This is a genomic window from Enterobacter nematophilus (genome assembly GCF_026344075.1).
In the GTDB taxonomy this organism is placed as follows: Bacteria; Pseudomonadota; Gammaproteobacteria; order Enterobacterales; family Enterobacteriaceae; genus Enterobacter; species Enterobacter nematophilus.
Map to the genome: position 1 here is coordinate 208,683 of NZ_JAPKNE010000001.1, position 25,783 is coordinate 234,465.

23 protein-coding genes are annotated in these 25,783 nt (G+C 57.9%); 13 read left to right on the forward strand and 10 right to left on the reverse strand.

What is annotated here, in order from left to right; translation table 11 throughout:
* Positions 1-3 precede the first annotated feature (3 nt).
* Both OSH03_RS00990 and dsbG read left to right on the forward strand, forming a co-directional pair.
* Complete coding sequence (locus OSH03_RS00990) at positions 4-615, forward strand: DsbA family protein (RefSeq protein ID WP_266178000.1); 612 nt, start codon at positions 4-6, stop codon at positions 613-615.
* Between the two features lie 41 nt (positions 616-656).
* Positions 657-1,415, forward strand: coding sequence for a thiol:disulfide interchange protein DsbG (dsbG, locus tag OSH03_RS00995; protein ID WP_266178001.1), 759 nt, complete (start codon positions 657-659; stop codon positions 1,413-1,415).
* Between the two features lie 40 nt (positions 1,416-1,455).
* Here dsbG and OSH03_RS01000 read toward each other — a convergent pair whose 3' ends face one another.
* Together OSH03_RS01000 and OSH03_RS01005 are read right to left on the reverse strand one after the other, a co-directional pair.
* Positions 1,456-2,748, reverse strand: a complete 1,293-nt coding sequence (locus OSH03_RS01000) for a glycoside hydrolase family 10-like protein (protein ID WP_266178002.1) — start codon at positions 2,746-2,748, stop codon at positions 1,456-1,458.
* A 7-nt stretch (positions 2,749-2,755) separates the two neighbouring features.
* Positions 2,756-3,043, reverse strand: coding sequence for a VF530 family protein (locus OSH03_RS01005; protein WP_061098172.1), 288 nt, complete (start codon positions 3,041-3,043; stop codon positions 2,756-2,758).
* On the opposite strand from OSH03_RS01005, the gene OSH03_RS01010 reads away from it, so the two are divergent.
* A complete protein-coding gene (locus tag OSH03_RS01010) occupies positions 3,030-4,661 on the forward strand; it encodes a hypothetical protein (protein ID WP_266178003.1) in 1,632 nt (543 codons plus the stop codon). The two genes, OSH03_RS01005 and OSH03_RS01010, sit on opposite strands and share 14 nt — an antisense overlap.
* 22 nt (positions 4,662-4,683) lie before the next feature.
* On the opposite strand, the gene OSH03_RS01015 is transcribed toward OSH03_RS01010, so the two are convergent.
* The 4 genes from OSH03_RS01015 to OSH03_RS01030 all read right to left on the reverse strand — a co-directional run bounded on the left by OSH03_RS01015 (position 4,684) and on the right by OSH03_RS01030 (position 8,088).
* Positions 4,684-5,595, reverse strand: a complete 912-nt coding sequence (locus OSH03_RS01015) for a LysR family transcriptional regulator (protein WP_266178004.1) — start codon at positions 5,593-5,595, stop codon at positions 4,684-4,686.
* Position 5,596: 1 nt separating this feature from the next.
* Positions 5,597-6,583: an MBL fold metallo-hydrolase gene (locus tag OSH03_RS01020; RefSeq protein WP_266178005.1), complete on the reverse strand. Its 987-nt coding sequence runs from the start codon at positions 6,581-6,583 to the stop codon at positions 5,597-5,599.
* A gap of 141 nt (positions 6,584-6,724) precedes the next feature.
* Positions 6,725-7,474 carry a 5'-nucleotidase, lipoprotein e(P4) family gene (locus tag OSH03_RS01025; protein ID WP_277614532.1) on the reverse strand — a complete coding sequence of 250 codons (750 nt, stop codon included), beginning with the start codon at positions 7,472-7,474 and terminating at the stop codon, positions 6,725-6,727.
* 86 nt (positions 7,475-7,560) lie between these two features.
* On the reverse strand, positions 7,561-8,088 hold the full coding sequence (locus OSH03_RS01030) for a GNAT family N-acetyltransferase (RefSeq protein WP_119915662.1): 528 nt from the start codon (positions 8,086-8,088) through the stop codon (positions 7,561-7,563).
* Between the two features lie 132 nt (positions 8,089-8,220).
* On the opposite strand from OSH03_RS01030, the gene treZ reads away from it, so the two are divergent.
* From treZ to glgX, 3 genes are read left to right on the forward strand one after another with little or no spacing between them, the layout of a single operon-like run.
* Positions 8,221-10,008: a malto-oligosyltrehalose trehalohydrolase gene (treZ, locus tag OSH03_RS01035; RefSeq protein ID WP_266178007.1), complete on the forward strand. Its 1,788-nt coding sequence runs from the start codon at positions 8,221-8,223 to the stop codon at positions 10,006-10,008.
* The gene (gene treY / locus OSH03_RS01040) at positions 10,005-12,473 is read left to right on the forward strand and encodes a malto-oligosyltrehalose synthase (RefSeq protein ID WP_266178008.1); all 2,469 of its coding nucleotides are present in this window, start codon (positions 10,005-10,007) and stop codon (positions 12,471-12,473) included. Before treZ ends, treY begins: the two co-directional genes overlap by 4 nt.
* 15 nt (positions 12,474-12,488) lie before the next feature.
* On the forward strand, positions 12,489-14,564 hold the full coding sequence (gene glgX / locus OSH03_RS01045; protein WP_266178009.1) for a glycogen debranching protein GlgX: 2,076 nt from the start codon (positions 12,489-12,491) through the stop codon (positions 14,562-14,564).
* Between the two features lies 1 nt (position 14,565).
* Here glgX and OSH03_RS01050 read toward each other — a convergent pair whose 3' ends face one another.
* Positions 14,566-15,111, reverse strand: a complete 546-nt coding sequence (locus OSH03_RS01050; RefSeq protein WP_061098182.1) for a winged helix DNA-binding protein — start codon at positions 15,109-15,111, stop codon at positions 14,566-14,568.
* A gap of 199 nt (positions 15,112-15,310) precedes the next feature.
* Between OSH03_RS01050 and OSH03_RS01055 the strand changes: the two genes are divergently transcribed.
* From OSH03_RS01055 to OSH03_RS01065, 3 genes are read left to right on the forward strand one after another with little or no spacing between them, the layout of a single operon-like run.
* Positions 15,311-16,033: a DUF969 domain-containing protein gene (locus OSH03_RS01055; RefSeq protein ID WP_025756467.1), complete on the forward strand. Its 723-nt coding sequence runs from the start codon at positions 15,311-15,313 to the stop codon at positions 16,031-16,033.
* Positions 16,030-17,016, forward strand: a complete 987-nt coding sequence (locus OSH03_RS01060; protein ID WP_151413721.1) for a DUF979 domain-containing protein — start codon at positions 16,030-16,032, stop codon at positions 17,014-17,016. Before OSH03_RS01055 ends, OSH03_RS01060 begins: the two co-directional genes overlap by 4 nt.
* A 9-nt stretch (positions 17,017-17,025) precedes the next feature.
* Positions 17,026-18,021, forward strand: a complete 996-nt coding sequence (locus OSH03_RS01065; protein WP_266178010.1) for a DUF2891 domain-containing protein — start codon at positions 17,026-17,028, stop codon at positions 18,019-18,021.
* 34 nt (positions 18,022-18,055) lie between these two features.
* Here OSH03_RS01065 and OSH03_RS01070 read toward each other — a convergent pair whose 3' ends face one another.
* Positions 18,056-19,456 (reverse strand): MFS transporter, encoded by a 1,401-nt coding sequence (locus OSH03_RS01070; RefSeq protein WP_266178011.1) that lies wholly within the window; start codon positions 19,454-19,456, stop codon positions 18,056-18,058.
* A gap of 117 nt (positions 19,457-19,573) precedes the next feature.
* On the opposite strand from OSH03_RS01070, the gene OSH03_RS01075 reads away from it, so the two are divergent.
* Positions 19,574-20,479 (forward strand): LysR family transcriptional regulator, encoded by a 906-nt coding sequence (locus OSH03_RS01075; protein WP_253542028.1) that lies wholly within the window; start codon positions 19,574-19,576, stop codon positions 20,477-20,479.
* 4 nt (positions 20,480-20,483) lie between these two features.
* Here the strand turns inward: OSH03_RS01075 and OSH03_RS01080 are convergent, their stop codons facing one another.
* Both OSH03_RS01080 and OSH03_RS01085 read right to left on the reverse strand, forming a co-directional pair.
* Positions 20,484-21,938, reverse strand: coding sequence for a Cu(+)/Ag(+) sensor histidine kinase (locus OSH03_RS01080; protein ID WP_266178012.1), 1,455 nt, complete (start codon positions 21,936-21,938; stop codon positions 20,484-20,486).
* Positions 21,928-22,611 (reverse strand): copper/silver response regulator transcription factor, encoded by a 684-nt coding sequence (locus OSH03_RS01085; protein WP_248094848.1) that lies wholly within the window; start codon positions 22,609-22,611, stop codon positions 21,928-21,930. The genes OSH03_RS01080 and OSH03_RS01085 overlap by 11 nt, the downstream gene beginning before the upstream one ends.
* Before the next feature lie 158 nt (positions 22,612-22,769).
* On the opposite strand from OSH03_RS01085, the gene OSH03_RS01090 reads away from it, so the two are divergent.
* The 3 genes from OSH03_RS01090 to OSH03_RS01100 are packed head-to-tail and all read left to right on the forward strand — an operon-like array spanning position 22,770 to position 25,782.
* Positions 22,770-24,155: an efflux transporter outer membrane subunit gene (locus OSH03_RS01090; protein WP_266178013.1), complete on the forward strand. Its 1,386-nt coding sequence runs from the start codon at positions 22,770-22,772 to the stop codon at positions 24,153-24,155.
* 23 nt (positions 24,156-24,178) lie between these two features.
* On the forward strand, positions 24,179-24,520 hold the full coding sequence (gene cusF / locus OSH03_RS01095) for a cation efflux system protein CusF (RefSeq protein ID WP_253542022.1): 342 nt from the start codon (positions 24,179-24,181) through the stop codon (positions 24,518-24,520).
* Between the two features lie 11 nt (positions 24,521-24,531).
* Positions 24,532-25,782 carry an efflux RND transporter periplasmic adaptor subunit gene (locus OSH03_RS01100; RefSeq protein ID WP_266178014.1) on the forward strand — a complete coding sequence of 417 codons (1,251 nt, stop codon included), beginning with the start codon at positions 24,532-24,534 and terminating at the stop codon, positions 25,780-25,782.
* Position 25,783 lies beyond the last annotated feature (1 nt).

The following is a 25,783-nucleotide window of genomic DNA, read 5'->3' on the forward strand; positions in this document are numbered from 1 at the left end:
ATTATGAAAAAATTCTTTATTACGCTTATGTTCCTGCTGGCCTCGGCTCAGGTGTTCGCTGCCCAGCCGCTGACGCCGGACCAGGAACAGCGTGCGCAGAAGATGATCTCTGATTTCCTGTTTAACGATCCGAACTCCCCGCGTATTGGCGCGAAAAATCCAAAGCTCACCCTGGTGGTGTTTACCGACTACAACTGCCCGTACTGTAAGAAATTCGATCCTTACCTGGAGAAGATCGTCGAAAAACACCCGGATGTGGCGGTGGTCTTTAAGTTTTTACCTTTCCGCTCGGAAAGTTCATTGACCGCCGCGCGTGACGCGTTAACCGTCTGGCGCGCGCATCCTGAGCAGTTTATGAAATTTAACCATACCCTGATGGCAAAAAAGGGATACCACGATGACGCCAGCATTCAGGAGGCGCAGAAGCGCGCGGGGGTGAGCATTACCGCGCCGGATGATGAGAGCATGGTATCGATCAAACGCAGCCTGATCGTCGCGGAAAAAATGGGAATTCAGGGCACGCCCGCCACGCTTATCGGTGAAGGTCTGCTGCCCGGCTGGGTTCCTTTTGAACAGTTTGACGAAATGGTCAGTGACGCACTGAAAAACCGCTAACCTGAAGGGGGCGGAATGCCCCCGACAAACCGGAGAGGGAAATGAAAAAATTACTGTTACTTTCGGCGCTGGCGGCATCAGGGCTGGCCCAGGCCGCTGATGCCATACCGGATGTGGTGAAGCAGTTCAGCGAGCAGCAGCAGATCAAAATCATTAAGAAACTGGATGCCCCCGGCGGCGCACCGGCCTGGCTGGGTCAATATCAGGACATGGGCGTGACGCTGTTTTTAACGCCGGACGGCAAGCACGTTATTTCGGGCTATCTGTACGATGACCAAGGAAAAAACCTCAGCGAAGGCTACTTCCAGAAAGAGATCTACGCTCCGATGGGACGCGAGATGTGGAAGAACCTCAACGCGGCGCATCCCCTGAAGGAAGGGGCCGATAACGCCCCGCGTAAGGTCTTCGTCTTCGCCGATCCGTTCTGCCCGTACTGCAAGCAGTTCTGGGCCGAAGCGCAGCCGTGGGTGAAGGCGGGCAAGGTTCAGCTCAACACGCTGCTGGTGGCGTTTCTTAACCCCAACAGCGGGCGCAACGCCTCTGCGATCCTGAATGCGAAAGATCCGGTTTCGGCCTGGCGCGAATACGAGCTTTCCGGCGGTAAAAAATTACCCAAGCCAGAAGGGGACGCTTCCCGCGAAACGGTAGAAATCCTGCAAAAACACCAGGCGTTAATGGACAGCCTGGGCGCAAACGCCACGCCGGCCATTTACTATCTGAATGCGGAAAACGAGCTGCAGCAGGTGGTCGGTATGCCGGACGCGCAGCAGCTTGAGGCGATGTTCGGGCCGAAGCCGTAAAAAATCAGGCAGAAACGGGGCGTTTCTGCCTGATAATCACTTAGCTACCCCAGCGTCCTTTGAGGTAGTTCACCGCCTGCTGGGTCTGCGGCTGGTTCAGGTAATCTTCCCGGAACAGAATGGTGCCGTTCACGCTGGGCAGCGAATCGTTGAGATCGAGCTGTTTTTTCAGCTCCGGCACGCCGCCCTGAACCGTCCAGTCCGGCTCATTTTTCGACGGCTCGCCCACCTTGTAGAACGCGATGCCGATATACAGGCGGGTGTGGGTCGGCTTGACGACGTCGGCCCACCATCTGGTCAGCACGTCATAGCGCGCCGCATCACGGGCGAAGGGCCAGTATATCTGCGGGGCAATGTAGTCCAGCAGGCCCTGCTGCACCCACTGACGCGTATCGGCGAAGGATTCATCGTAGGCCGCAGCGCCGCGCGTGTCCGAACCCGCCGGGTCAAAGGAGCGGTTTCGCCACACGCCCGCCGGGCTGACGCCAAACTCCACGTCGGGCCTGGTCTGCTTGATCGCGCGGGACACCTGCACGATCAGCTGCTGCGTATTGTGTCTGCGCCAGTCGGCCTTTGAGGCAAATCCCTGGCCGTACTGCCGCCAGGTTTGCGCGTCGTTGAGCGCGGATCCCGGCGATTCAGCGTAAAAGTAATCATCAAACTGCACGCCGTCTACCGGGTAGTTCGCCACCACTTCGGTCACCACTTTGGTTATCCAGTCGCGCACGTCGGGAATGCCCGGGTCGAGAACAAAGCGATCGCCGGAGACGCGCACCCATTCCGGATGCTGGACATAAATGCTGGACGGGGAAAGATATGCGGTCCGGTTCAGGGCGGCGATGGTTGACGGTTTGGTATTGGTCGACACGCGGTAAGGGTTGAACCAGGCATGAACCTTCATACCGCGCTTGTGCGCTTCATCCAGCATAAACTGCAGCGGGTCGTAACCCGGATATTCGCCGATGTTGCCCGTCAGCATATCCGACCAAGGTAAAATCTTTGAAGACCAGAGCGCGGTGCTGTCCGGCTTCACCTGGAAAAATACCGTGTTAATCCCGAGGCGCTTAAGGTTGTCGAGCTTGCCGATCAGCGCCTGCTTTTGCATGGCGATGCGCTGGTCGGCGCTGCGGCCATTCACCGAGGCCACCGGCGGCCAGTCGAGACGAGAAACGGTCGCCAGCCAGATCCCGCGCATCGGCTCGTTTGCCTGCGGCGTCGGTTTGCTGGCGGTGGAAAGAGGGGTAACCAGTGATTTAGGGGGTTTTGAGGAGCAGCTTACAAGTAAAAGTGCGCAGGCAGCCAGCGCACCGATCCGTTTTACGTGTCGCGTCATTTGCGTATTAGCTCTTGATAATCCGACTATTAGCCCAGGGATTAAAGGCGGGCGCCGCCTGTTCTGCGCATTCCTCATCGTTGAGGGAGTCCAGATACAGGGCTTCAACTTCCGCGCGCGCCCACGGGGTGCGGCGCAGGAATTTCAGGCTCGATTTAACGCTGGGGTCTTTTCTGAAACAGTTAATCTTGATGCGGTCGCCCAACTCGCTCCAGCCATATCGCGCCACCAGGGCGTTGACCATCATCTCCAGCGTAACGCCATGCAAAGGATCTTTGGAAATGTGTGCAGTCATAGGCGTCGAAGGTCTCAGTTTTAGTGGGGTGGGTTTACCGGTGAAAGGGTACAAGAAAGCAGGGGAAGCGGCAACAAACCTACCTTATTTGAGCGTAAAGGATTCGATCCCGTTCGGTATAATCAAGGCGTCTCAATACCTACAATTTTCACTCCGGGAAAAGAATATGCAGAAGGGCGGGAACAACTTCGATTACTGGGAGGTTTCAGAGAGCCTCGTTTCAAGAAGAAATCAAATTAAAGTCAGTATTAATAAGAAAAGGCTCAGCAACAAGAAAAAAGGGATTAAAGAAAGGATCCCTTATCCGTCATACAAAGATGCCTGCATGACTTATGCCCCACCGATGGACATGGTATTCCCGGAGAAAAGGCTTATCGCTGAAACGTCATTGCTTGCGACCCCTGGCGCACTGGAATGTGGATATTCGCAGTGTATCGACTGGACGGCTGACGGCATTTTAGATGAAAACATTTACAAATGGATTGGCTGGTATACGCGCTCCAGATTAAGACTTGCCGGGACATGCGTTGAAGTGGGCCAGGACAAAGCATTCAAAATGCGGAAATTTTACCAGTGCATTGAATCCTCAGAAAAATCGACCATATCGTTTATTCTCGGCGGTTTTTTCTGTTATCAATCGGCGACTTACTGGCTCACCTCAAGACATGAACAGATAGAACATTTTATTCACGCCGGGCTGATTAAAAAAGCGTCTTTGCAGTTTTACCCGGAGGAGGATAAAAGAAAAACGCCTGATTATCTTATTGAGACCAGCGCTGGCGAATGGCATGTTTTTGAGAGTAAAGGTGGCGAGCATTCCCCCCGGTGGCAGAGAATTGAAGAGGCGGTCGCACAACTGGACAGCGTCACTCAGATTATCTGTAACGATGAACCGCCTAAAGATGTCAGCACCTTCGTCTGTACGCACACCTCGATTGATGCAGACAAGAATATTGCCATCAACGTTGTCGATCCTGTCCCGGAGAACGCTCAGCCCATTATTTTCAATCCCGACGTTTGCATCCTTCTCTCGAAACTGACGTTAATCAGTCTTTTCGATACCCTGTCCGCCATTGAAACAAGCCGTCAGTATGAGATTGAAGGAATGGACGACTGGGCATTTGTACATGCACCAGAATACGATGACGTTCAGTTTGGTATTCCAAAAGCGTATCTCATGTACAAGGATGAAATAAAATCCAGTCTTGGGATCTATCTGGCGCTGAAGGAGGTGGTTGATCTCAAGCTTGGGAATGATAACGAGGCGGGATATTTTAAAGAGGGGTGGATAAAACTCACCGCGCTATTTCCATCCCGAAGAGAATTACGACGTGTGATTAAGAGGATAAGGCCAACGCTGGAACAGTACAGTAAAATAACTGAATATAACTATGGTCATTTTTTAAAAAGCCTGGCGAAATCACTCGCCCTAAAGATCCAGACAGAAAGAATTCTTCTAACAGAATTCCTGTTAGTGGATACCTTACCGGACCCAATAAAGAAACATCTTTCTCCATGGGGTGGACTGACTCGTACCGCGCCACTGCCGGGTTATGACGACCCGTGGGCTACGCCGAAAAGTAAGCCATCAAACAGGCCAAAGACCCCCCGCCTGTAACGACGGGTAGTAAAGGTCTCAATCACACCTGACGCCCGGCCGCCTCCAGCAGCTGCTCGCGCAGCCAGACGCTCGCCGGATCCCGGCTGTTTTTCGGGTGCCAGTACATGTAAATGGTAATCGGCTGGAGCGGCAGCGGCGGGGGAAAAATATCCAGCGTGCTGGCGAACTGTCGCAGCATCCGTTCCGGTAAGGTGCAAACGAGATCGGTTCCGGCGACAAGCGCAGGCGCCATGGCGTAGCTCTGGGTGGACATCGCGACGTGCCGCTGATGGCCCAGCCCGGCCAGGGTTTGATCGACAAAGCCGGTAAACGGATCCCCCGCTGACGACACCACCAGATGAGAAAGCGCGCAGTAGCTTTCCAGATCTAACGCACCGGTCCCGCGCGGATGGCCTTTGCGCTGGGCGGTGGCAAACGCGTCGTCGAGCAGCTTGCGCCTTACCCAGCCGTCATGGGCCCCCGCGCTGACGCCGATATAGATATCCACGTCACCGTTTTCCAGCTGCTGCGGCAGTTCGGCCATCTCCGGCAGGGCGAAGCGCAGGCGGATGCCCGGCGCCGCGGCGCCTGCCTGGTTAAGCAGCCCGGTGCCCAGCATCAGCGCCGGGTTTTCATGCAGCGCAATGACAAAGGTCCGGGTGCTGGTCTTCGCATCAAACGCGGTGGGAGCAAACATCGCGCTGATGCCGCGTAAAACGCTTTCAACCTGCGGCTTCAGCGCCTCCGCTCTCGGGGTGGGTAACACTCCGCGTCCATGTGGGGAGGGGATAAACAGCGGTTCGCCAAAGAGCGTGCGCAGACGCGCCAGGCGGGCGGACAGCGCGGGCTGGCTGATGCCCAGCCGCGCGGCCGCGTGGGTGATGTTCCTGTCCTGAAGCAGAGCGTCAAGCGTCAGGAGCAGGTCTATGTCCATCTCAGAAACGGGCGCCATTTTATTTCGCGCTGCTGGCGTCCCGGTTGGTATAGGTGACGGGGACCCAGGCATAGCCGCCTTTCTCGCCTTTCGTCACGTATCCGATACCCGGGAAAGGCAGATGGGGCGCGGCAACCAGGTCTCTGTTTTTCACAAAGTCTGCGAACGCCTGCTCGCGCACGCGGGCCGCGCTGTCCTGATCCTGATCGTAGGCGATAGTGACCTCAGGCTGCGGGAACTGGACTGCCGCAACGTGGATAACGTCACCGATGAAGGTGATCTTCTCGCCTTTACTTTCAAGCGTGTAGAAGGCCGAGCCCGGCGTATGTCCGGGGTGAACCGTGCCGGTAAGCCCGGGAAGAATTTCAGAGGTCCCGCTAAACGGCACCACTTTGCCGGCGTCAAGATAGGGCTTTAAGGTTTTCTGCGCGACGTCAAAGTAGTTCTGGTCATAGCCGGTTTTTTTCTGATTATCTTCGTTAAAGAAAAAGTCGACGTCCGGTTTGCCGACGTAAACGCGCGCGTTGCTGAACACCACCTTGCCGTCCTTCACCAGGCCGCCCGCGTGGTCGGAATGGGCGTGGGTCAGCAGGACTTCAGTAATGTCCTCGGGTTTGATTCCCTGAGTGGCGAGGCTCTCAATCAGACGTCCGCCGTTGCCGGGGCCAAAGAGCTGGCCGGAGCCGGTATCCACCAGGATTTTGTGTCCGGGCATCGCAATCAGAAAGGCATTGATGGACACTTCCGCCGGGTTGGTCTGGAAGTTTTTCGCGAGCAGCGCGTCGGTCTTCTCCCCGGTGGTCCGGCGCAGCAGCTTGTGCAGATCCTGTGCTACGGTCCCGTCCGTAAACGACGTGACCAGAACGTCGCCGACCTGCACGCTGTAACCGCCAGCGGGTTGTTTCACGACGTGCTGCGGCGTCTCTGCAGAGGCCTGCAGCGCGGGGTAGAAAAGCAATGAACTGGAAATCAGCGTGGAAAGAGCAAGTTTTTTCACGGTAAGCATACGAGTCTCCTTTGAAAGTGCTCATCTTACTGCTCCGTAAAATTATAAGAACCTGCTCAGAAATGATAGGACCTATAAACGAGATAAATAGCACAGCGCAAAAGCCGGGGGGCGGTGAAGCCTCTCCCGGCCCTTAAGGCGTTATTTTTTCAGCGGCGCGTTCCAGGCGTCCGGCGTGGCTTTCGACCAGGAGCCATAAGCGGCATTAGGCAGCACAATCCAGTCATTACCGAAGCGTTCCGCGCTGGCTTCAACCAGCTCTCGCTGCTGCTCGCTCGGCTTTTTGTTTTTAAACTGCACGGCGAAATCCGCCAGGCTGTCACCAAACAGCATCACGATCTGCTGCTTTTTGAGGATGCTCTGGCGACGCTCTTCCTTGCTGACCGTGTCCAGAAGCACGCTTTCATCGGATACCTGCGGAAGCCCCAGGGCTTTTAACGTCCTGAGCGTGTCGGCTTTATTTTCCTGCATGCGGTCCGAGACGTAATAGATACGGACCTTGCTTTGATTAACGTGGTCAAGAAACCCTTTCGCACCCGGAATTAAGCCGGGCTTTCCCTGTTTTTCCCAGTCGCTCCAGGTATCCCATTTGGTATAGTCGTGACACTGCGCCATGTCGCGCACCAGCAGAGGGGTGTTATCCAGCACCGTTTCATCCAGGTCCATCACCACGGCGTAATTTTCAGGATTTTTCAGATCCTTTAACTTCTCGTTGAAACGCCCGGTGGCAAACCGATACGTCTGCAGCTGAAGGGCCATAATCTCTGCCGATTTCTGCTGATAGCGCAGCGCCATTTCGTACGCTTTAGGCTCACATAACTCGCGCTCGGCGGCCATCGCCGCTGCCGTTGCACTCAATACGGGTAATGCCAGCAGTAATGCCTTAGCCATTGAATTCACACTTCTTTCCTCAACACCGTGGTTAAAATCCCGAAAGCGTAATGACGTTCAATGACAGAAATATGAAGGCTGCGTCGCTACACCAGCATGTAATACCAGAACAGGGCGACCTCGTCTTTTTCCGGTAAGGCATTGTAGAGATAACGATCGTACCCGCCCAGGGTAAACCCGTAGTGACGGTAAAACAGACAGGCTGAGACGTTCACATTTTGTGTTTCAAGCCGTAATCCCGGCGCGTTTACGCTCCGGGCCCAGACGTGTGCGGCGGCCATCAGCTTTTGTGCGGCGCCGGTTCGGCGTTTCGTGCGCTCCACGGCGATGTAATCCACCGAAATAAACTTATTCCAGCCGATTGACGCGGTAATAAATCCCGCTATTTCACCGTCATCCGTTTCAGCGACAAGAAAGATGGCGTCCGGATTAACGCAGTGGTTTTCAAGGGTTTGGATGTCGAGCTCGTAGGTTTTTATCCACGGCTCGGCAACGGTTTCAATATGCAAATCACCGTGGATAAAAGGCTCTCTGGCGATGCGGCTAATGGTGAACGAAAAGTCACAGCATTCAAGGCGTGGGAGATCGGTATTTAATCCTTTTCGAATCTGCATAGTATTCCCGGTAGTGAGTTATTTCATAAAGAATAGACGAAGCGGTTAAATCCGCTGAGCTAACGGACTTTTAATCCTGGACTAAGCTTGTACTTCGTTCCGCGTAAAATGTGGGTCATTCGAGGACAATGAATGGAATTCAGGACATTTCAAAAGCAGTGGGGTGCTGAGTTTATTTCCGATGACGTGGTACGTTTTCGCGTCTGGGCAGAAGGACAGAAAGAACTTACGCTACGTCTGGCCGCCGCCGACGTGCCGATGACGGCGGTGGGGCACGGCTGGTTCCAGGCAGACGTTTCTGGCGTCACGCACGGTGCAGAATATCAGTTTGTCCTGCAGGACGGCACGGCGGTACCCGACCCGGCGTCGCGCGCGCAAAAGGGCGACGTGAACGGCCCCTCTGTCGTTATCGATCCCCGACGCTATCAGCCGGTCAACCGGGACTGGGCAGGACGGCCGTGGGAAGAGACGGTTATCTACGAGCTGCATATCGGCACCTTTACCCCGGAGGGCACCTTCCGGGCGGCCATCGACAAGCTGCCCTATCTGGCGGAGCTCGGCATCACCCAGCTTGAAGTCATGCCCGTCTCCCAGTTTGGCGGATCCCGCGGCTGGGGCTACGACGGCGTGCTGCTGTATGCCCCGCACGCGGCCTACGGCACGCCGGAGGATTTCCACGCGTTTATCGACGCCGCGCACGGGCTGGGGCTTTCCGTGGTGCTGGATATCGTGCTCAACCACTTCGGCCCGGAGGGCAACTATCTGCCTCTGCTGTCGCCCGCGTTTTTTGATGCCGAGCGGATGACGCCGTGGGGCAACGGCATCGCCTACGAGCGCGAGCCGGTGAGGCAGTACATTACCGATGCACCGCTCTACTGGCTGACGGAGTACCGTCTGGACGGCCTGCGCTTCGATGCCATCGACCAGATTAAAGACAGCTCCGGGACGCACGTTCTGGAGGAGATTGCCGCGAAGATCCGCGAGGCGATCCCCCACCGTCACGTTCACCTGACCACGGAAGACAGCCGCAACGTCATTTTCCTGCACCCGCGCGACGAACAGGGCAACGCGCCGCTGTTCACCGCCGAGTGGAATGATGACTTCCACAACGCTGCCCACGTGTTTGCCACCGGCGAAACGCACGCCTACTACCAGGATTTTGCGTGTGAGCCGGAGAAAAAGTTCGCCCGCGCGCTGGCGGAAGGGTTTGTCTACCAGGGCGAGATTTCGCTGCAAACCGGGGAATCGCGCGGGGTGGAGTGCCGCACCCAGCCGCCGCAGTTCTTCGTCGATTTCATTCAGAACCACGATCAGACCGGGAATCGCGCCCAGGGGGAGCGGCTTATTACCCTCGCGGGAGCCGATAAAACGCGGGTGCTGCTTGCCGCGCTGCTGCTTTCTCCCCATATCCCGCTGCTGTTTATGGGCGAGGAGTTCGGTGAAACGCATCCGTTCCTGTTCTTCACCGACTTTCACGGCGACCTGGCAAAAGCGGTGCGGGAAGGGCGCGCGAAAGAGTTTACCGGCCACGCCGGGCACGATGAAGCCGTTCCGGACCCGAACGACGTGAACACCTTCGTCCGCTCAAAGCTCGACTGGCATAAGATTGCAACCGACGAAGGGAAAACGTGGCTGCGCTTCACCCGTCACCTGCTGACGCTGCGCCATCGCCATATCGTTCCGCTTCTGCATCAGGGCGGCGCCGTTGAGGGCAAGGCGATCGAGACCGCGCCCGGCATGGTGGCGGTGAGCTGGCGCTTCCCCTCCGGGACGCTCTCTCTGGCGCTCAATATCGGCCCTAAGCCTGTCGACTTGCCCGCGCTCGCAGGGGAGACGCGCTTCGCCTGGCCGGAGGTAAAGGACGTTTTGCCGCCGAACAGTATTGTCGTTCGCTTTGCTGATGGAGACGCATCGTTATGATCCCTTCCGCCACGTACCGTATTCAGTTCCGCAACGGCATGACGTTTGACCGCGTCGTCGGGCTGGTGCCGTATCTGAAAGACCTCGGCATCAGCCATCTCTACGCCTCGCCCGTCTTTACCGCCACAGCGGGTTCCACCCACGGCTATGACGTGACCAACCCGAATGAAATTGACCCCGCGATTGGCGGTCGGGAAGGGTTTGACCGCATGGCCGCGGCGCTCAGGCAGGCCGGCATGGGGCTGATTCTGGATATTGTCCCGAACCATATGTCCACCTCGCTGGAAAACGCCTGGTGGCGGGACGTGATTGAATACGGCCAGCAGAGCCGCTATTTCCGCTATTTCGATATCGACGCGTCGCGCCCGCTTACGCTACCGTTTCTCGGCGACACCTTTGAGGCGGAGCTGGAGAAGGGGGCCATTACGTTAAAGCGTGACGCTGTCACGAATAAGGCCTCTCTGGTCTATTACGACACGACGTACCCGCTCAACCCGGGCACGTACAGCGACGATAAAAGCATCGCCGAACTGCATGAGGCGCAAAGCTGGCGTCTGTTGTCCTGGCGGGAAGCGCCGAAGCAGCTCTCGTGGCGGCGCTTCTTTGAGATCACCGGTCTGGTGGGCGTTCGGGTTGAAGACGAGGCGGTCTTCGACGATACGCACCGGCTCATTCTTGAGCTGGTTCACGCGGGCGTGGTGGACGGCCTGCGCATTGACCATATTGATGGCCTGGCCGATCCGCTGGGTTATTTGCAGAAGCTGCGGCAGGCAGCCGGACCCGACTGTTACATTACGGTCGAGAAAATTCTCGCGAAGGGAGAGCAGCTCCCCACCGACTGGCCGGTTTCCGGCACCACCGGGTACGAGTTTATTGCCTCGCTGGCGGAGGTGCTGGTCGACGACGATAACCTCTCGCGCCTGGAGACAATCCACGACGAGACGCTGGGCGTCACGGTCGACCGCCACGCGGAACTGCGCGATGCCAAGGGCCTGATGACCGATCGTAATTTTGAGGGCGAGTTCACCACGCTGCTAAACCTTGCGGACGATCTGGCCCAACGCAATGACGTTGCGCTGCCGCGCGAGAATATCCGCCACGCGCTTCGCGAGCTGCTTATTGCGTTTCCGGTGTACCGCACCTACGGCACTCGCGAGGGGTTAACCCCGCCGGACGTGGCGCTGCTCAGCCGCGTGGTCGCCGGGGTAAATACGTCCGAAGCGGCCCTGAGCCTGATTGTGCGCATTCTTACCGGCGATCTGCCGGAAGATTGCCGCGACTGCGCCGCGCTTTTCAGGACCCGCTTCCAGCAGCTGACCGGGCCGCTGATGGCGAAATCGGTGGAAGATACGCTGTTTTTCCGCCTGAACCTTGAGCTTGCGCTCAATGAAGTGGGCGCTGACCCGACGCCGCGCGCGTTCTCGTTATCCCGCTTTCACCAGGAGATGCGCATTCGTCTCGCCCGTCAGCCCGACGCGCTGCTGGGCACCTCCACGCACGATACCAAGCGCGGAGAAGACGCCCGGGCGCGGCTCTACACCCTGACGGAGGCGCCGGAACGCTGGGGAGAAAACCTCGCCCGCTGGCGGCAGATGAACCAGACCCAGGTGCGTTTTCTCAACGACGGCACCGCGCCGAACGCCGCCGATACCTGGATGATCTATCAGGCGCTGGCGGGCGTCTGGCCCGCCACGCTGTCGCCGGACGATGCCGAAGGGCTTGCATCGCTGGAGACGCGTTTCATCGGCTTCCTTGAGAAAGCGCTTCGCGAGGCGAAGCAGCGCACCGACTGGATCGACAGCAACGAGAGCTATGAGAGCGTGGTGCTGAGCTACGCGCGGCACCTGCTGTCCCCGGACAACAGCCTGTTTCTGCACGATTTTAGCGAGGCGATGCAGCTCTTTATCCGCGCCGGGCTGGTGAACAGCCTCAGCCAGACGCTGATCAAGCTGACGGCGCCCGGCGTGCCGGACATCTATCAGGGCAGCGAGGCGCTCAACTTTAGCCTCGTCGACCCGGATAACCGACGGGAGCCGGACTTCAACGCGCTGGTGCAAAAGCTCAGCGCGGCGGATGCCACGGTGTTTGAACACCCGGCGTGCTGGCGAGACGGCAGGGTTAAGCAGTTTGTCACCGCAACGCTGTTACGGCTTCGACCACATTACGACGCGCTTTTCCGCTACGGCGACTGGCTGCCGCTCAAGGTTTCCGGCGAGCGCGAGGAAAACCTGATTGTCTATGCGCGGGTTAAGGACGACGAGGCGCTGATCGTTGCCGTGCCGCGTCTGGTTTTTGGCGTCACCGATAATCATCAGCTGTGGGTCAATACCACGGTAGCGATACCCGACGAACTGGCCGGGAAGCGCTACCGGGATCTGTTCAGCGGTGAAAGCCGCATTCTGCAAGAGACGCTGGATTTAACGTCAGAAAAGGGATGTGTACTGGTTCTGCTTACCTGCGAATAATCGTGGAGAACGAAAATGGCAAAGGATACAACGTTTGAAATTCGGGCCGGTCATGGCCAGCAGCTGGGTGCGAATTATGACGGGAAGGGGGTCAACTTCGCGCTGTTCTCCGCGCACGCTGAGCGGGTGGAGCTCTGTCTGTTTGACCCGTCCGGGAAAACCGAAATCGCCCGGCTGGAGCTGCCGGAGTGTACCCATGAGGTCTGGCACGGCTATGTGCCTGACCTGAAGCCCGGCGCGCTGTACGGCTATCGCGTCTACGGCCCTTACGATCCGGAAAACGGCCATCGCTTCAACCCGCATAAGCTGCTTATCGATCCGTATGCCCGTGAACTGGTGGGCGATATCGACTGGAACGACGCCCATTTCGGCTATGAGCTGGGGCATGACGAGCTGGATTTGAGCTTTGATACGCGGGACAGCGCGCCGTTCACGCCGAAATGCAAGGTTATCGACCCGAACGCCTTCGACTGGCAGGACAACAACCGGCCAAACGTGCCCTGGCCGCATACCGTCGTCTATGAGAGCCACGTGAAGGGCTTTACCCAGATGAACCCGGCCATCCCGCCCGAGCTGCGCGGGACGTTCGAGGGGATGGGACATAAAGCCTCGGTCGACTACATCAAGAGTCTGGGCATTACCTCGGTGGAGCTGCTGCCCGTTCACTGGTTCCCGGACGACCAGCATCTGCTCGACCGTGGACTGAAAAATTTCTGGGGCTATAACACGCTCGGCTTTTTTGCCCCGGCGTCGCGCTACTACGGCCCGGCGGGGATCCAGGGCTTTCGCGACATGGTGCGCGCGTATCATGACGCGGGCATCGAGGTGATTCTGGACGTGGTCTACAACCACACGGCGGAAGGTAACGAGCTGGGGCCAACGCTCTCGTTCAAGGGCATTGATAACTACAGCTACTACCGCACGCTGCCGGACCAGCACCGGTATTACATTAACGACACCGGGACGGGGAACACGGTGAATACCTCGCACCCGCGCGTGCTGCAGATGGTGATGGACTCCCTGCGCTACTGGGCCGAATCCATGCACATTGACGGTTTTCGTTTCGACCTGGGGACGATACTGGGCCGCGAGCCCGAGGGGTTCGATCCGCGCGGGGGCTTTTTCGACGCCGTTACCCAGGATCCGGTTCTCTCTAAACTCAAGCTGATCGGCGAGCCCTGGGATATTGGCCCCGGCGGCTATCAGGTCGGCGGCTTCCCGCCGGGCTGGGGCGAGTGGAACGATAAATACCGCGACACCGTGCGCGAATACTGGAAGGGGGATAACGTCTCCACCGACTTTGCCGCGCGTCTTCTCGGCTCCGGGGATCTGTACGACCTGCGCGGACGTCGCCCGTGGGCCAGCGTCAACTTTATCACCGCCCACGACGGCTTTACGCTGAATGACCTGGTGTCGTACAACGAGAAGCACAACGCCGACAACGGCGAGGACAATAACGACGGGCATAACGATAACCGGTCGTACAACTATGGCGAAGAAGGGCCGACGGAGAACCCGGACATTATCGCCACCCGCGAACGGCAGAAGCGTAATTTCCTGACCACGCTGCTGTTCTCCCACGGTACCCCGATGCTGCTGGCGGGGGACGAGTTTGGCCGCACGCAGAAGGGCAACAACAACGGCTACTGTCAGGACAGCGAAATATCATGGATCGACTGGAACGGGCTGTCCGAAAACGACGCTGCGCTGCGCGAGTTTACCCGCCGGCTCATTGCGCTTCGCGCGCAGCAGCCATTATTGCGCCGTGAAAGCTGGCGCGACGGGCTGGAGATCCGCTGGTTTAACGCCGGAGGCGGCCCGCAGCAGGCCGAGCAGTGGGATGAAGGCTCGACGCTCGGGGTCTCCATCAGCAGGCCGGATCTCAGGCAGGAGGACGGCATCTGGCACGACGTGCTGATGCTGTTCAACCCGTTTGAAGGCACCGTGCCGTTCCAGATCCCGCAGTTTGGCGAAGGGGGATGGGTGCTGGAGCTGTCTACGGCGGATGACGCTGCCGCCGGAACAGCGATCGTCGACGCCGTAGAGTACGAACTGGCCGGACGCAGTATAACCCTGTTCAGACGTCCGTAGTTCAGAGTGATGCCGCCGCCCGGGCGGCGGTGTCATACAGGGAAGAGATCGCGCGTAACAGCTGCGCGGTTTCGCCGATCGATTTCCCGGAAATGCCGCTCTCCGCGTGAATGGCGATAAGACACGCCTCCCGCACGTCCCGGTACTTCATGCACAGCGCTTTCCCTTCCTCCGTGGTGGAGAAAAAGAGCTCTTTCCCCGCTTTCTCGCTCGTTACGTAGCCCGCTTTGACCAGCTTTTTCAGGGCATAGGTCACCACGTGGGTATCTTCCACGTTAAGCACGAAACAGATGTCGGCCAGCTTTTTCTTGCGGTCGCGGTGGTTCACGTGATGCAGCAGCGAGACGTCAAAGGCGCCCATATCCGGTTCGCCGGCGGCGGTCATGCAGCGCACCATCCACTTGTTAAAGGCGTTGCCGGTCATGATCAGCGCGTACTCCAGCTCTGACAGTTCCGCGCAGCGCTCCGACACCAGGTGGCGGGAAGAGACGATCCGGCCATCGTTGATATCGTCGCGATCGGGTGAAGCACTCTTTTTCGAGGTCATAACGTTCCTTAGCCAGAAATGTAAACTCGTCGATAAAATAAGAACATTTTATTGATAATTTGTTTACATGTTTTTGAGGTTCAGATATAGCTTTTTAGCGCAGGTTTTGTGAAGCCTGACGAAAAACACAACATCGCTCGCCGCAAATTAAAAAAATAGCCGTCGGCGCGCAACGCTCACTTTCGATAGGGTAAACGTTATGGACGGTACTACGCTGTTGCCGCTGATCGGGATACCGATCGTGGTCATTGGTTTTGCACTGCGCTTCAACCCGCTGCTGGTCGTCGTGGTGGCGGGGCTGGCGACGGGCCTGCTGGTCGGGATGGATTTCGGGATGCTGCTGGAGACCTTTGGCGAGAAGTTCGTCAATAGCCGATCGCTGGCGACCTTCATCCTGATCCTGCCGGTGATTGGTCTGCTGGAATATTACGGCCTTAAAGAGCGCGCCCAGGCCTGGGTGGCGAAGATCGCCAGCGCCACTTCGGCGCGTATCCTGATGCTCTACTTCGTGGCGCGTGAGGGCACCGCCGCGCTGGGGCTGATGTCGCTGGGCGGCCATGCCCAGACGGTGCGCCCGCTGCTGGCCCCGATGGCCGAAGGGGCGGCGCTGAACGAGTACGGCGAGCTGCCGCAGCACATCCGCGACAAAATCAAGGCCCATGCCGCGGCGTGCGATAACATCGCGGTCTTCTTTGGGGAAGATATCTTTATCGCCTTCGGTGCGGTGCTGCTGATTGACGCGTTTCTGAAGGAAAACGGGATCGAAGGGATCGAGCCGCTGCACATCGGCCTGTGGGCCATTCCCACCGCCATTGCGGCATTGATTATTCATATGACGCGCCTGCTGCGCCTGGATGCCAGCATCCGCCGCGACGTTATGGCCTGGCGTGCAGAGCAGGGTACGCAGGAGGCCGCGCAATGATGACGCTTATCACCATTAACCGCGTGTATTACCTGATCGGCTTTGTCGTGATGCTGCTGGTGGTTATGACCCTGCGCGACCGCGCCAATCCGAAGCGTTTTACCACTGCGCTGTTCTGGTTCTTATTCGGCGGGATCTTCCTGTTCGGTGACCTGATGGTGCAGGAGCTGGGTAAATCCCTGGCGTACCGAATCATCGGCGGGTGCGTCATCGCAATCGCGCTGCTGGCGGGTTTTGGCCTGGTGGGGAAAGGGCACTATAAAATGGCCTCCGACGAGGAGCGCGTTGCCTCATCGAACCGGCTTAAAAACTGGCTGTTCCTTCCTGCGCTGATGATCCCGGTGGTGACGGTGATCGGGACGCTGTTCCTGAAGGGCGTGTCGATTGGCGGCGTTTATCTTCTCGACCAGAAACAGCTCACCCTGGCGGCGCTGTGCGTGGCCTGCGTCGCGGCGATCCTCACCGGCTGGTGGCTGACCAAAGGCACGCCGCTGCACGCCATTCGCCAGTCTCGTCGTCTTGTCGATACCATCGGCTGGGCGGTGATCCTGCCGCAGATGCTGGCCATGCTCGGCGGCGTGTTCGTGGCGGCCAATACCGGTGATTCGGTGCAGAAGGTGGTGAGCCTGTTTGTGAACCCGGACAGCCGCTTTATGCTGGTGGTGATTTACTGCGTGGGGATGGCGCTGTTTACCATGATCATGGGTAACGCCTTTGCAGCCTTCCCGGTGCTGAGCGCGGGGATCGCCTTGCCGTTTCTGATCAACGTGCATCACGGCAACCCGGCGCCGCTGCTGGCGATCGGCATGTACGCGGGATACTGCGGCACGCTGATGACGCCGATGGCCGCGAACTTTAACATCGTTCCCGCGGCGCTGCTGGAGCTGAAGGATAAATATCAGGTTATCAAGATCCAGATCCCGACCGCGTTAACCCTGCTGGTGGTGAACGTGTTCCTCATGTATTTCCTCGTGTTTCGCTAAGGAGCTGTTATGGAATTGACGCAACATCAGGCTGACGCGTTTGCCCGCATGCCTTTAACCTACTTGCGCCAGGAATACCCGAACCACATCATGCACCTGCTGAATGATGATGGTGACGTTCTGCCGCCTCGCGAGCTGCACCCGATTTTCTACGGCTGTTTCGACTGGCACTCGGCGGTGCACGGCTACTGGCTGCTGCTGCGCTGCGTGCGCCTCTATCCTGAGCTACCGTGTCGGAATGACATCGTTGCGCTTTTCGACGAGCATCTGACGGAGCAGAACGTGGCGAAGGAGCTGGCCTATTTCACCGCGCCGTTCCGCGCCTCGTTCGAGCGGCCGTATGGCTACGGCTGGCTGCTGGCGCTGGCCCAGGAGCTGAAACAGTCGTCGCTGCCGCAGGCCGCAGGCTGGTACCAGACGCTGGAGCCGCTAACCCAGGATATCCGCAACCGGCTGGTGGACTACCTCAACAAGCTTACCTATCCGATCCGCGTCGGGACGCACTACAACACCGCGTTTGCCCTGGCGCTGGGGCTGGACTACGCCCGTGCCGTAGAAGATAGCGCGCTTGAGCAGGCGATTGTGACGGCGGCGGAGCGGTTTTATCTCGCCGACACGCGCTATCCGGCCCACTACGAGCCGGGTGGCGATGAGTACATTTCCGGCGCACTGACGGAAGCGCTGCTGATGAGCAAGGTCGCAGAGAATTTCCCTGCCTGGTTTGACGCGTTTCTGCCGGATGTCGGCTCCACTGCGGCGCTGATGAACCCGGCGGAAGTGAGCGACCGTACCGACCCGAAAATCGCCCATCTCGACGGGTTAAACCTCAGCCGCGCCTGGTGCATGAAGCATATTGCCAGGGCGCTTCCGGCAAATCATCCGGCGCAGCAGGCGCTGGGTGATGCCGTGGCGAAGCACCTGAAGGCAAGCATTGAGCACGTGGTGGGCAGCCACTACAGCGGCGGGCACTGGCTGGCGAGCTTTGCGCTGCTGGCGCTGGAGTAAATAAACGTGCAGCGCCGCGAGGCGCTGCAACAGTTTACGCAGATGCCCGAACCGCCGGGCGCAGCCTGCTCAGGCTAAACAACACCGATCCCGTCGAGGCGATAACGGCGATCCACAGCGCCAGATGCACGGCCCGGTCATGGTCTGATTCCGTCGTCGCAAGCAGCACGCCCACGACGGCGGCACCGAGACACTGGCCGAACGTCCTGACGATAGACAACACGCCGGAGGCATAGCTGGCATATTCCCGCGCCACGTTAGCGAGCATCTCCCGGTTATTGGGGCTTTGGAAGCAGCCAAACCCAATCCCGCATACCAGACTGCGCAGGCAGATATTCCATGCGGACGGATTTTCCGGCAACGTCGCCAGCAGAACCAGTCCACCGACAAAAATCATCAGCCCGATTGTCGAGATCAGCGGCCCGGAAAGGGTATCCGCCCAGCGCCCCGCGTGCGGCGCGATCAGCACGATGCCAATTGGCCACGGGGTGAACAGCAGCGCCGAAACCACCGGGCTGTAGCCATAGACGCTCTGAAACAGGAACGGCAGCGCGACAAAGGTGATGCCCTGGCTGACAAACGAGGCCAGCGAGGTCAGCGCGGCGAGGGTGAAGCGCCCGTTTCTGAACATTACGGGCGGCAGTATGGGACTGTGCGCGCGCCGAATCCGCCAGACGAAGGCGATAGCGCTGACCAGCGCGAGAAGCCCCCAGCCAGTGGCCGCCGGGTCGATGCCTTGCGTTATGTGCTGAAGGCTGTCGGCCAGCATGATTGCAGAACCTAACAGCACGGCGGAGAGCGCGGCGCCCGGCGCATCAAAGGGGGAGCGGTCAACGTCCGACTGGCGCGGCAACGCCCGCCATGCCAGCAGCAGGGCGATGCTGCCCGGCACAAGGTTAATGGCGAACAGCCACTGCCAGCTCAGCGCGTCCAGTATCGTTCCCCCCAGCACGGGAGCAATCGCCGTGCTGGAGGCGATAAGCAGGGCGTGCAGCCCAAGAATACGCCCAAGCAGGCGACCGGGAAAAACGGAACGCAGGATCGCCGGGGCGATACTCAGGGTAGCCGCGCCGCCGATGCCTTGTAATATACGCATGCCAATCAGCATTTCTGGCGTGGTCGCCAGCGCGCAGCCGAGCGAGGTGAGCGTAAAGGTGGCAAGCCCGGCAAGAAACACCGGTCGATATCCCACGCGCGCCGCCAGCGCCGCGAAGATGGCCAGCGTCATTGCCGCAGAGAGCAGATAGCCGTTGGCAAACCACACCGCAACATTCGCGGGGACCTGCATCGCCCTCGCCATGGAGGGCAGCGCGATGTTGATCATAGTGCCGTCAAAGACGCCCATCAGCGTGGTGGTCATGACGGCGACCATCACCCTTGCACGTTCATGACCGGGTAAGCCTTCATCGCCGGGCTGGTTTGAAAAGAGCGTCATCGTTGTTACTCCCGATAAGAATAGTGATGACGAAACTATAATCATGGGGTATACAGGGCGGAAGACGCAGCGTTTGCACTTTATCGTTGCATGTAACGCCTTATCTGAGGAGCCATCGTGTCCGATCCTGACTTTAACCTTCTGGTTGCGCTCGACGTTCTGCTGGCCGAAGCCAGCGTGGCGGGCGCGGCGCGACGCTTAAACCTGAGCACCTCCGCCATGAGCCGCACCCTGAGCAGGCTGCGGGAGGTGACCGGCGATCCTATCCTGGTGCGGGCCGGTCGGCAGATGGTGCTGACCCCCTGGGCCGAAGCCACCCGGGACCGGGCCAGAAGCGCAGTGCATGAGGCGAGGGCGGTGCTGCAGCCCTCCACGGAAACGCTGAATGTTGAGCGTATGGAGCGCCTGTTCACCATCAGAGCCAACGATGGCTTTGTAGTGGCGTTTGGGCCACTGCTCATTGCCGCCGTGGCGGCGGTGGCGCCCGACGTCTGCATTCGCTTTTCGCCGAAACCGGAGAAAACGTCGCGCTATTTGCGTGAGGGGCTGGTTGACCTGGAGATCGGCGTGCAGAGCAATATGGGGCCTGAAATTCGTCTGCAACGGCTGTTTCAGGATCGGTTTGTGGGCGCGGTGCGCCAGGGGCATCCGCTGGCCTCGCTGCCGTCAGTCAGCCTTGAGGACTATGTCGCCTGGGGGCACGTGGTGGCCTCGCCCGACGGCTCGTTACACGGGTTTGTCGATGAGGCGCTGGCGGAACGCGGGATGAAGCGCAAAATCGCCAGCGTGGTGCCAGGGTTCCCGACGGCGCTATCGGTGGCGCTGGTCTCCGATCTCGTTGCCATGGTGCCGGCGCTCTACCTGCTCAATCAGCCGATGACCGAGCGCGTGCACGTCTTTGAACTGCCGTTTAAAACCCGGAGCATTACGGTGTCACAGATGTGGCACCCGCGCATGGAAAGGGACCCGGCGCATCGCTGGCTCAGGGAAAAGGTGCTGGAGGTGTGCCGCGCTGTCCGCTGACGGCTCAGGTCACTTTTTTCGGCACGGAGAGAATGAAGCGCGTCGATACCGCATCTGATTCCACGCGAACTTTTCCGTGATGCGCAGCGACGATGGACTTCACGATGGCAAGCCCAATCCCGCTTCCTTCGCCTTTGCGCTGCCTGGAAGGATCCACCCGATAAAAACGGTCAAACAGCCTCGGCAGATGCTCTTGCGGGATCGGCGTGCCGGGGTTTTCAACCACCAGTTCAACATCGTTCTCCTGTTCACTGAGCGAGACGGTCACCGCGTTTCCTTCCGGCGTATAGCGCAGGGCATTGGAGAGCAGATTGTTAATCGCTCTTCTGAACATCTGCGGGTCGCCCTCCGTCAGGCAGGGCTGCCCGTTAACGTTCAGCGTGATGTTACGTTCTTCCGCCCAGGCTTCGAAGAAATCGAACACTTTCACGACCTCGGCACGCAAATCAAACATCACCCGGTCCGGGATCAGCTGATTATTATCCGCCTGCGCCAGAAACAGCATGTCGCTGACCATCCGGGTCATCCGGTTGTACTCTTCAAGGCTGGAGTACAGGACATCCTCCAGCTCCTTCGGCGAGCGGTTCTGGCTCAACGCGATTTCGGTTTGCGTCACCAGGTTGGTGATGGGGGTTCTGATTTCGTGCGCGATGTCGGCGGAAAAATTCGCCTGCCGGGTAAAGACGTCTTCAATCTTTTCGATCATATGGTTGAAGGAGATAACCAGCTGCTCCAGCTCAACGGGCACGCGGGAGGGTTCCAGCCGCGCGTCCAGATTCTCCGAGGTGATATTTTTAATGGCGTTGCTGACGTTACGCAGGGGCAGGTGACCCTGGCGCACCGCGATGCGAATAATGAGAATAATCAGCAGGCTGATTACCGCGGCAATGGCAAAAAGATTCTTCTTCAGCGCGTCCAGGTAGTGCAGATGAAAATTAATGGAAAGCCCGATCAGCATAACGTAGTTCTGCGCTTCGCCCTGCAGCGTCGCCGTGCCCGAAGAGGCGATAATCCGGTACGTTTCCATTTTCATGTCGTGCCCGGCGTGCATGGGGGCGGCAGGGTCTTCAACCGTCCAGAGAAACACATCCTGCGCGCGACGGTGTGCGCTAAAGTCTGCCGCGTTCATTGCAGGGCGTAACGCCGCCCCTTGCGCCGAGCTGAACAGGGTCTTTCCCTGCGGATCCAGAAGCAGGACGGCCACGTTGCGGTAGCTGGTAATCGACTCTTTAAGCTTGCTGATTTTCTTTTGGTCGGGATCGGCCGGGGACTGCAGGATGCGGTGCATCGCGGTGCTAATCTGCTGCAGGTCACTGATGTCCTGCTCGGCGAAATGCTTTTCAACGGAGTGCAGCATAAACCACGTAAAGGCGAAAAAGGCCAGGATCGTGGAAAGACTGATAAAAAAGGTCAGCCGCAGGGCAAGCGAAAAAGGCCGTCTGAAGGGCTTAGCGCGCATCCGGCGCCTCCAGCATATAGCCTACGCCGCGCACCGTCTGGATCAGCTTCGGTTCATAATCGTTATCAACTTTCGCCCGCAGCCGCTTAACCGCCACGTCAATCGCGTTCGTGTCGCTGTCAAAATTCATGTCCCACACCTGAGAGGCAATCAGGGAACGGGGCAGCACCTCTCCCTGGTGGCGCAGGAAAAACTCCAGCAGGCTGAACTCTTTGCTGGTGAGTAAAATGCGGTTTCCGGCCCGGCTCACCTTTCGCGACACGAGGTCAACCGTCAGGTCAGCCGCATGAAGCTGGCTTTCCGCGATCACCGTATTCCCGCGTCTTAGCAGCGTCCTTACCCTGGCGAGCAGCTCAGCAAAGGCGAAAGGCTTAATCAGATAATCATCCGCGCCCAGCTCAAGCCCTTTTACCCTGTGTTCAATCGTGCCGAGCGCCGTGAGTAACAGTATCGGCATCCCTTTTCCGGCCGAGCGGAGCATGCGGACAATATCCCAGCCGTTCACATCGGGCAGCATGATATCCAGGATCAGCAGATCGTATTCAGCGGTCATGGCGAGATGGTATCCGTTCAGGCCATTGTCAGCGTGGTCCACCACAAACCCCGCTTCAGTCAGCCCTTTGCTGAGGTACTCACCGGTTTTCATTTCGTCTTCAACGATCAGTATTTTCATCGTGCTCCCCCTGACTGGCTGCTGATGACATTCTAGTGAGCGTACCGCCGTTAACAATGACTTACGTTAAAAATGACAACATTGTCATTATCCTGTCACCCGTCAAACAGGATGCCTTCCGTAGAGTAGCCCTCGTCAAACTCTGGACGAGAAGCGTTATGTTCCTGTTAAAACGACTAAGCATCAGTACGGTATTCATCCTGGCAGGCTGCGTTTCGCTGGCGCCTGAATACCAGCGGCCCGCGTCACCGGTACCCCAGCAGTTTTCCCTCTCGCGTAACGGCCTGACGCCAGCGATGCCGGGGTATCAGGACACCGGCTGGCGACGCTTTTTTGTCGACCCGCAGGTTGCCGGGCTGATTGCGGAAGCCCTGAAGAACAACCGCGATATAAAAATGGCCGCCCTGAAGGTCGAAGAAGCCCGGGCGCAGTTCAACGTGACGGACGCGGACCGTTATCCTCAGCTGAATGCAAATTCGGGTATCACCTACAGCGGTGGGCTGAAAGGTGATAAACCCACCTCACAGCAGTACGAGGCGGGGCTTGCGCTTAGCTACGATCTCGACTTTTTCGGCAGGCTGAAAAACATGAGCGAGGCCGACCGACAGCGCTATTTCGCCAGCGAGGAAGCCCGCCGCGCCGTGCATATCCTGCTCGTCTCTAACGTGTCGCAGGGCTATTTCAACCAGCAGCTGGCGTATAAACAGCTGCGCATTGCGCGGGAGACGTTGAAAAATTACCAGCAGTCCTATGCGTTCGTTGAGCAGCAGCTGGTGACGGGAAGCACGAACGTCCTGGCGCTGGAACAGGCCCGGGGACAGATCGAAAGCACGCAGGCAGAGATTGCCAAAAGAGAGGGGGAGCTGGAGCAGGCCAATAATGCATTGCAGCTGGTCCTCGGCACGTATCGCGCGCTGCCGGGCGACAGCGGTATGAACGGCGGCGACGTTGCGCCGGTGAAACTGCCTCCCCATCTTTCATCAGCGATACTGCTGCAGCGCCCGGATATTATGGAGGCGGAGTATCAGCTTAAGGCGGCCGATGCGGATATCGGCGCGGCGCGAGCTGCCTTTTTCCCGTCCATTTCGCTGACCAGCGGGGTTTCAACGGGCAGTACGGAATTGTCCAGCCTGTTCACCGCGGGCAGCGGAATGTGGAATTTTATTCCTAAAATTGAACTTCCCATTTTTAATGCGGGCAGGAATAAGGCCAACCTGAAGCTGGCCGAAATTCGCCAGCAGCAGTCGGTTGTTAATTACGAACAAAAAATCCAGACCGCCTTTAAACAGGTTGCCGACGCGCTCGCGCTGCGGGACAGCATTACCCAGCAAATTGAAGCGCAGCAGCGTTATCTTGCTTCGCTACAAATCACGCTGCAGCGTGCCAGAGGGTTATATTCCAGCGGTGCGGTCAGCTATATCGAGGTACTCGACGCGGAACGTTCTCTTTTCTCCACGCAGCAAATCATTCTCGACCTTATTTACGCCCGACAGGTGAATGAAATAAATCTCTTCACCGCGCTGGGCGGTGGTTGGGTCGAATAACTTAATCAAAGAGGAAAATAAAAATGCGTAATTCACTTAAGGCCGTTGTATTCGGTGCGATCTCCGTTGTGTTTTCTGCCAGCCTCCAGGCGGAGGTGCATCAGCACGACGCAATGAACGCCGCCAGCGACGCGGCTTCCGAGCAGATTATCCACGGTAAGGGCGTTGTGAAAGCGGTTGATCTTACGAATAAAAAAATCACCATTTCTCATGACGCTATTCCGGCCATTGGCTGGCCCGCGATGACCATGCGGTTCACCTTTACCGACGCTGACGAGAGTATTAACGCACTGAAGCCCGGCAGCCAGGTTGATTTTTCATTTGTTCAGCAGGGCAATATCTCTTTACTCAAAAGCATTAAATAGCGAGATACGGCATGGCCTCATTAAAAATAAAATATGCTGCCATGATAGTCAGCAGCCTTATTGCGGGAGGGCTGATATCGTTGACGGCATGGCAGGCGCTTCATTCATCTGAAAAAACGGCAAATAACGCGTCGGAAAGAGAGGTGCTTTTCTGGTATGACCCGATGAAACCCGACGTTAAATTCGATAAGCCCGGTAAATCGCCGTTTATGGATATGGATCTGGTGCCGAAATATGCGGATGAAAACGAGGATAACACCAGTGCCGGTATACGTATCGATCCGACTCAGGTTCAGAACCTGGGATTAAAAACGCAAAAGGTGACGCGCGGAACGCTGAATTATGCCCAGACGATCCCGGCTAACGTCAGCTATAACGACTATCAGTTTGTTATTGTGCAGGCGCGCGCGGAAGGCTTCGTTGAAAAAGTATACCCATTGACGACCGGCGATCGCGTGAAGAAAGGCACGCCGCTGATTGATATTACTATTCCGGACTGGGTCGAGGCGCAGAGTGAATTTTTGCTGTTATCCGGCACCGGCGGAACGCCGACGCAAATAAAAGGGGTGCTTGAACGGCTGCGGCTGGCGGGTATGCCGGACGAGGATATCCAGAGGCTGCGCGCCAGCCGTACTATCCAGACCCGGTTTACCATCAGGGCGCCCATCGACGGGGTCATTACGGCCTTTGACCTGCGTACCGGCATGAATATTTCCAAAGATAAGGTGGTAGCGCAAATACAGGGGATGGATCCGGTATGGATCGGCGCGGCGGTACCTGAATCCATCGCTTATCTGCTGAAAGACACCTCGCAGTTTGCTGTTTCGATACCGGCTTATCCGGATAAAACCTTCCCGGTAGAAAAATGGAACATTCTGCCGAGCGTGGACCAGACCACCCGCACGCTGCAGGTTCGCCTGCAGGTTTCTAACAAGGACGAGCTGCTGAAGCCGGGCATGAACGCGTACCTGAAGCTGAATACGCAAAGTCAGGAGATGCTGCTGATCCCCTCCCAAGCCGTGATCGATACCGGAAAAGAACAGCGCGTCATTACCGTTGATAAAGACGGGCGCTTTGTGCCGAAACCGATACACGTGCTGCATGAATCTCAACAGCAGTCCGGGATTGGTAGCGGACTGGAAGAGGGGGAGTCGGTGGTGGTCAGCGGCCTGTTCCTGATTGACTCGGAGGCCAATATCACCGGCGCGCTGGAGCGCATGCGTCAGGCTGAAACCGCTGACGACGCGCATTCCGGCCATTAAG

Bases quoted from the DNA above. Each gene is read 5' to 3' on its own strand.
- OSH03_RS00990 (WP_266178000.1), top strand. From the start codon at position 4: ATGAAAAAATTCTTTATTACGCTTATGTTCCTGCTGGCCTCGGCTCAG.
- dsbG (WP_266178001.1), top strand. From the start codon at position 657: ATGAAAAAATTACTGTTACTTTCGGCGCTGGCGGCATCAGGGCTGGCC.
- OSH03_RS01000 (WP_266178002.1), bottom strand. From the start codon at position 2,748: ATGACGCGACACGTAAAACGGATCGGTGCGCTGGCTGCCTGCGCACTT.
- OSH03_RS01010 (WP_266178003.1), top strand. From the start codon at position 3,030: ATGTGTGCAGTCATAGGCGTCGAAGGTCTCAGTTTTAGTGGGGTGGGT.
- OSH03_RS01005 (WP_061098172.1), bottom strand. From the start codon at position 3,043: ATGACTGCACACATTTCCAAAGATCCTTTGCATGGCGTTACGCTGGAG.
- OSH03_RS01015 (WP_266178004.1), bottom strand. From the start codon at position 5,595: ATGGCGCCCGTTTCTGAGATGGACATAGACCTGCTCCTGACGCTTGAC.
- OSH03_RS01020 (WP_266178005.1), bottom strand. From the start codon at position 6,583: ATGCTTACCGTGAAAAAACTTGCTCTTTCCACGCTGATTTCCAGTTCA.
- OSH03_RS01025 (WP_277614532.1), bottom strand. From the start codon at position 7,474: ATGGCTAAGGCATTACTGCTGGCATTACCCGTATTGAGTGCAACGGCA.
- OSH03_RS01030 (WP_119915662.1), bottom strand. From the start codon at position 8,088: ATGCAGATTCGAAAAGGATTAAATACCGATCTCCCACGCCTTGAATGC.
- treZ (WP_266178007.1), top strand. From the start codon at position 8,221: ATGGAATTCAGGACATTTCAAAAGCAGTGGGGTGCTGAGTTTATTTCC.
- treY (WP_266178008.1), top strand. From the start codon at position 10,005: ATGATCCCTTCCGCCACGTACCGTATTCAGTTCCGCAACGGCATGACG.
- glgX (WP_266178009.1), top strand. From the start codon at position 12,489: ATGGCAAAGGATACAACGTTTGAAATTCGGGCCGGTCATGGCCAGCAG.
- OSH03_RS01050 (WP_061098182.1), bottom strand. From the start codon at position 15,111: ATGACCTCGAAAAAGAGTGCTTCACCCGATCGCGACGATATCAACGAT.
- OSH03_RS01055 (WP_025756467.1), top strand. From the start codon at position 15,311: ATGGACGGTACTACGCTGTTGCCGCTGATCGGGATACCGATCGTGGTC.
- OSH03_RS01060 (WP_151413721.1), top strand. From the start codon at position 16,030: ATGATGACGCTTATCACCATTAACCGCGTGTATTACCTGATCGGCTTT.
- OSH03_RS01065 (WP_266178010.1), top strand. From the start codon at position 17,026: ATGGAATTGACGCAACATCAGGCTGACGCGTTTGCCCGCATGCCTTTA.
- OSH03_RS01070 (WP_266178011.1), bottom strand. From the start codon at position 19,456: ATGACGCTCTTTTCAAACCAGCCCGGCGATGAAGGCTTACCCGGTCAT.
- OSH03_RS01080 (WP_266178012.1), bottom strand. From the start codon at position 21,938: ATGCGCGCTAAGCCCTTCAGACGGCCTTTTTCGCTTGCCCTGCGGCTG.
- OSH03_RS01085 (WP_248094848.1), bottom strand. From the start codon at position 22,611: ATGAAAATACTGATCGTTGAAGACGAAATGAAAACCGGTGAGTACCTC.
- OSH03_RS01090 (WP_266178013.1), top strand. From the start codon at position 22,770: ATGTTCCTGTTAAAACGACTAAGCATCAGTACGGTATTCATCCTGGCA.
- cusF (WP_253542022.1), top strand. From the start codon at position 24,179: ATGCGTAATTCACTTAAGGCCGTTGTATTCGGTGCGATCTCCGTTGTG.
- OSH03_RS01100 (WP_266178014.1), top strand. From the start codon at position 24,532: ATGGCCTCATTAAAAATAAAATATGCTGCCATGATAGTCAGCAGCCTT.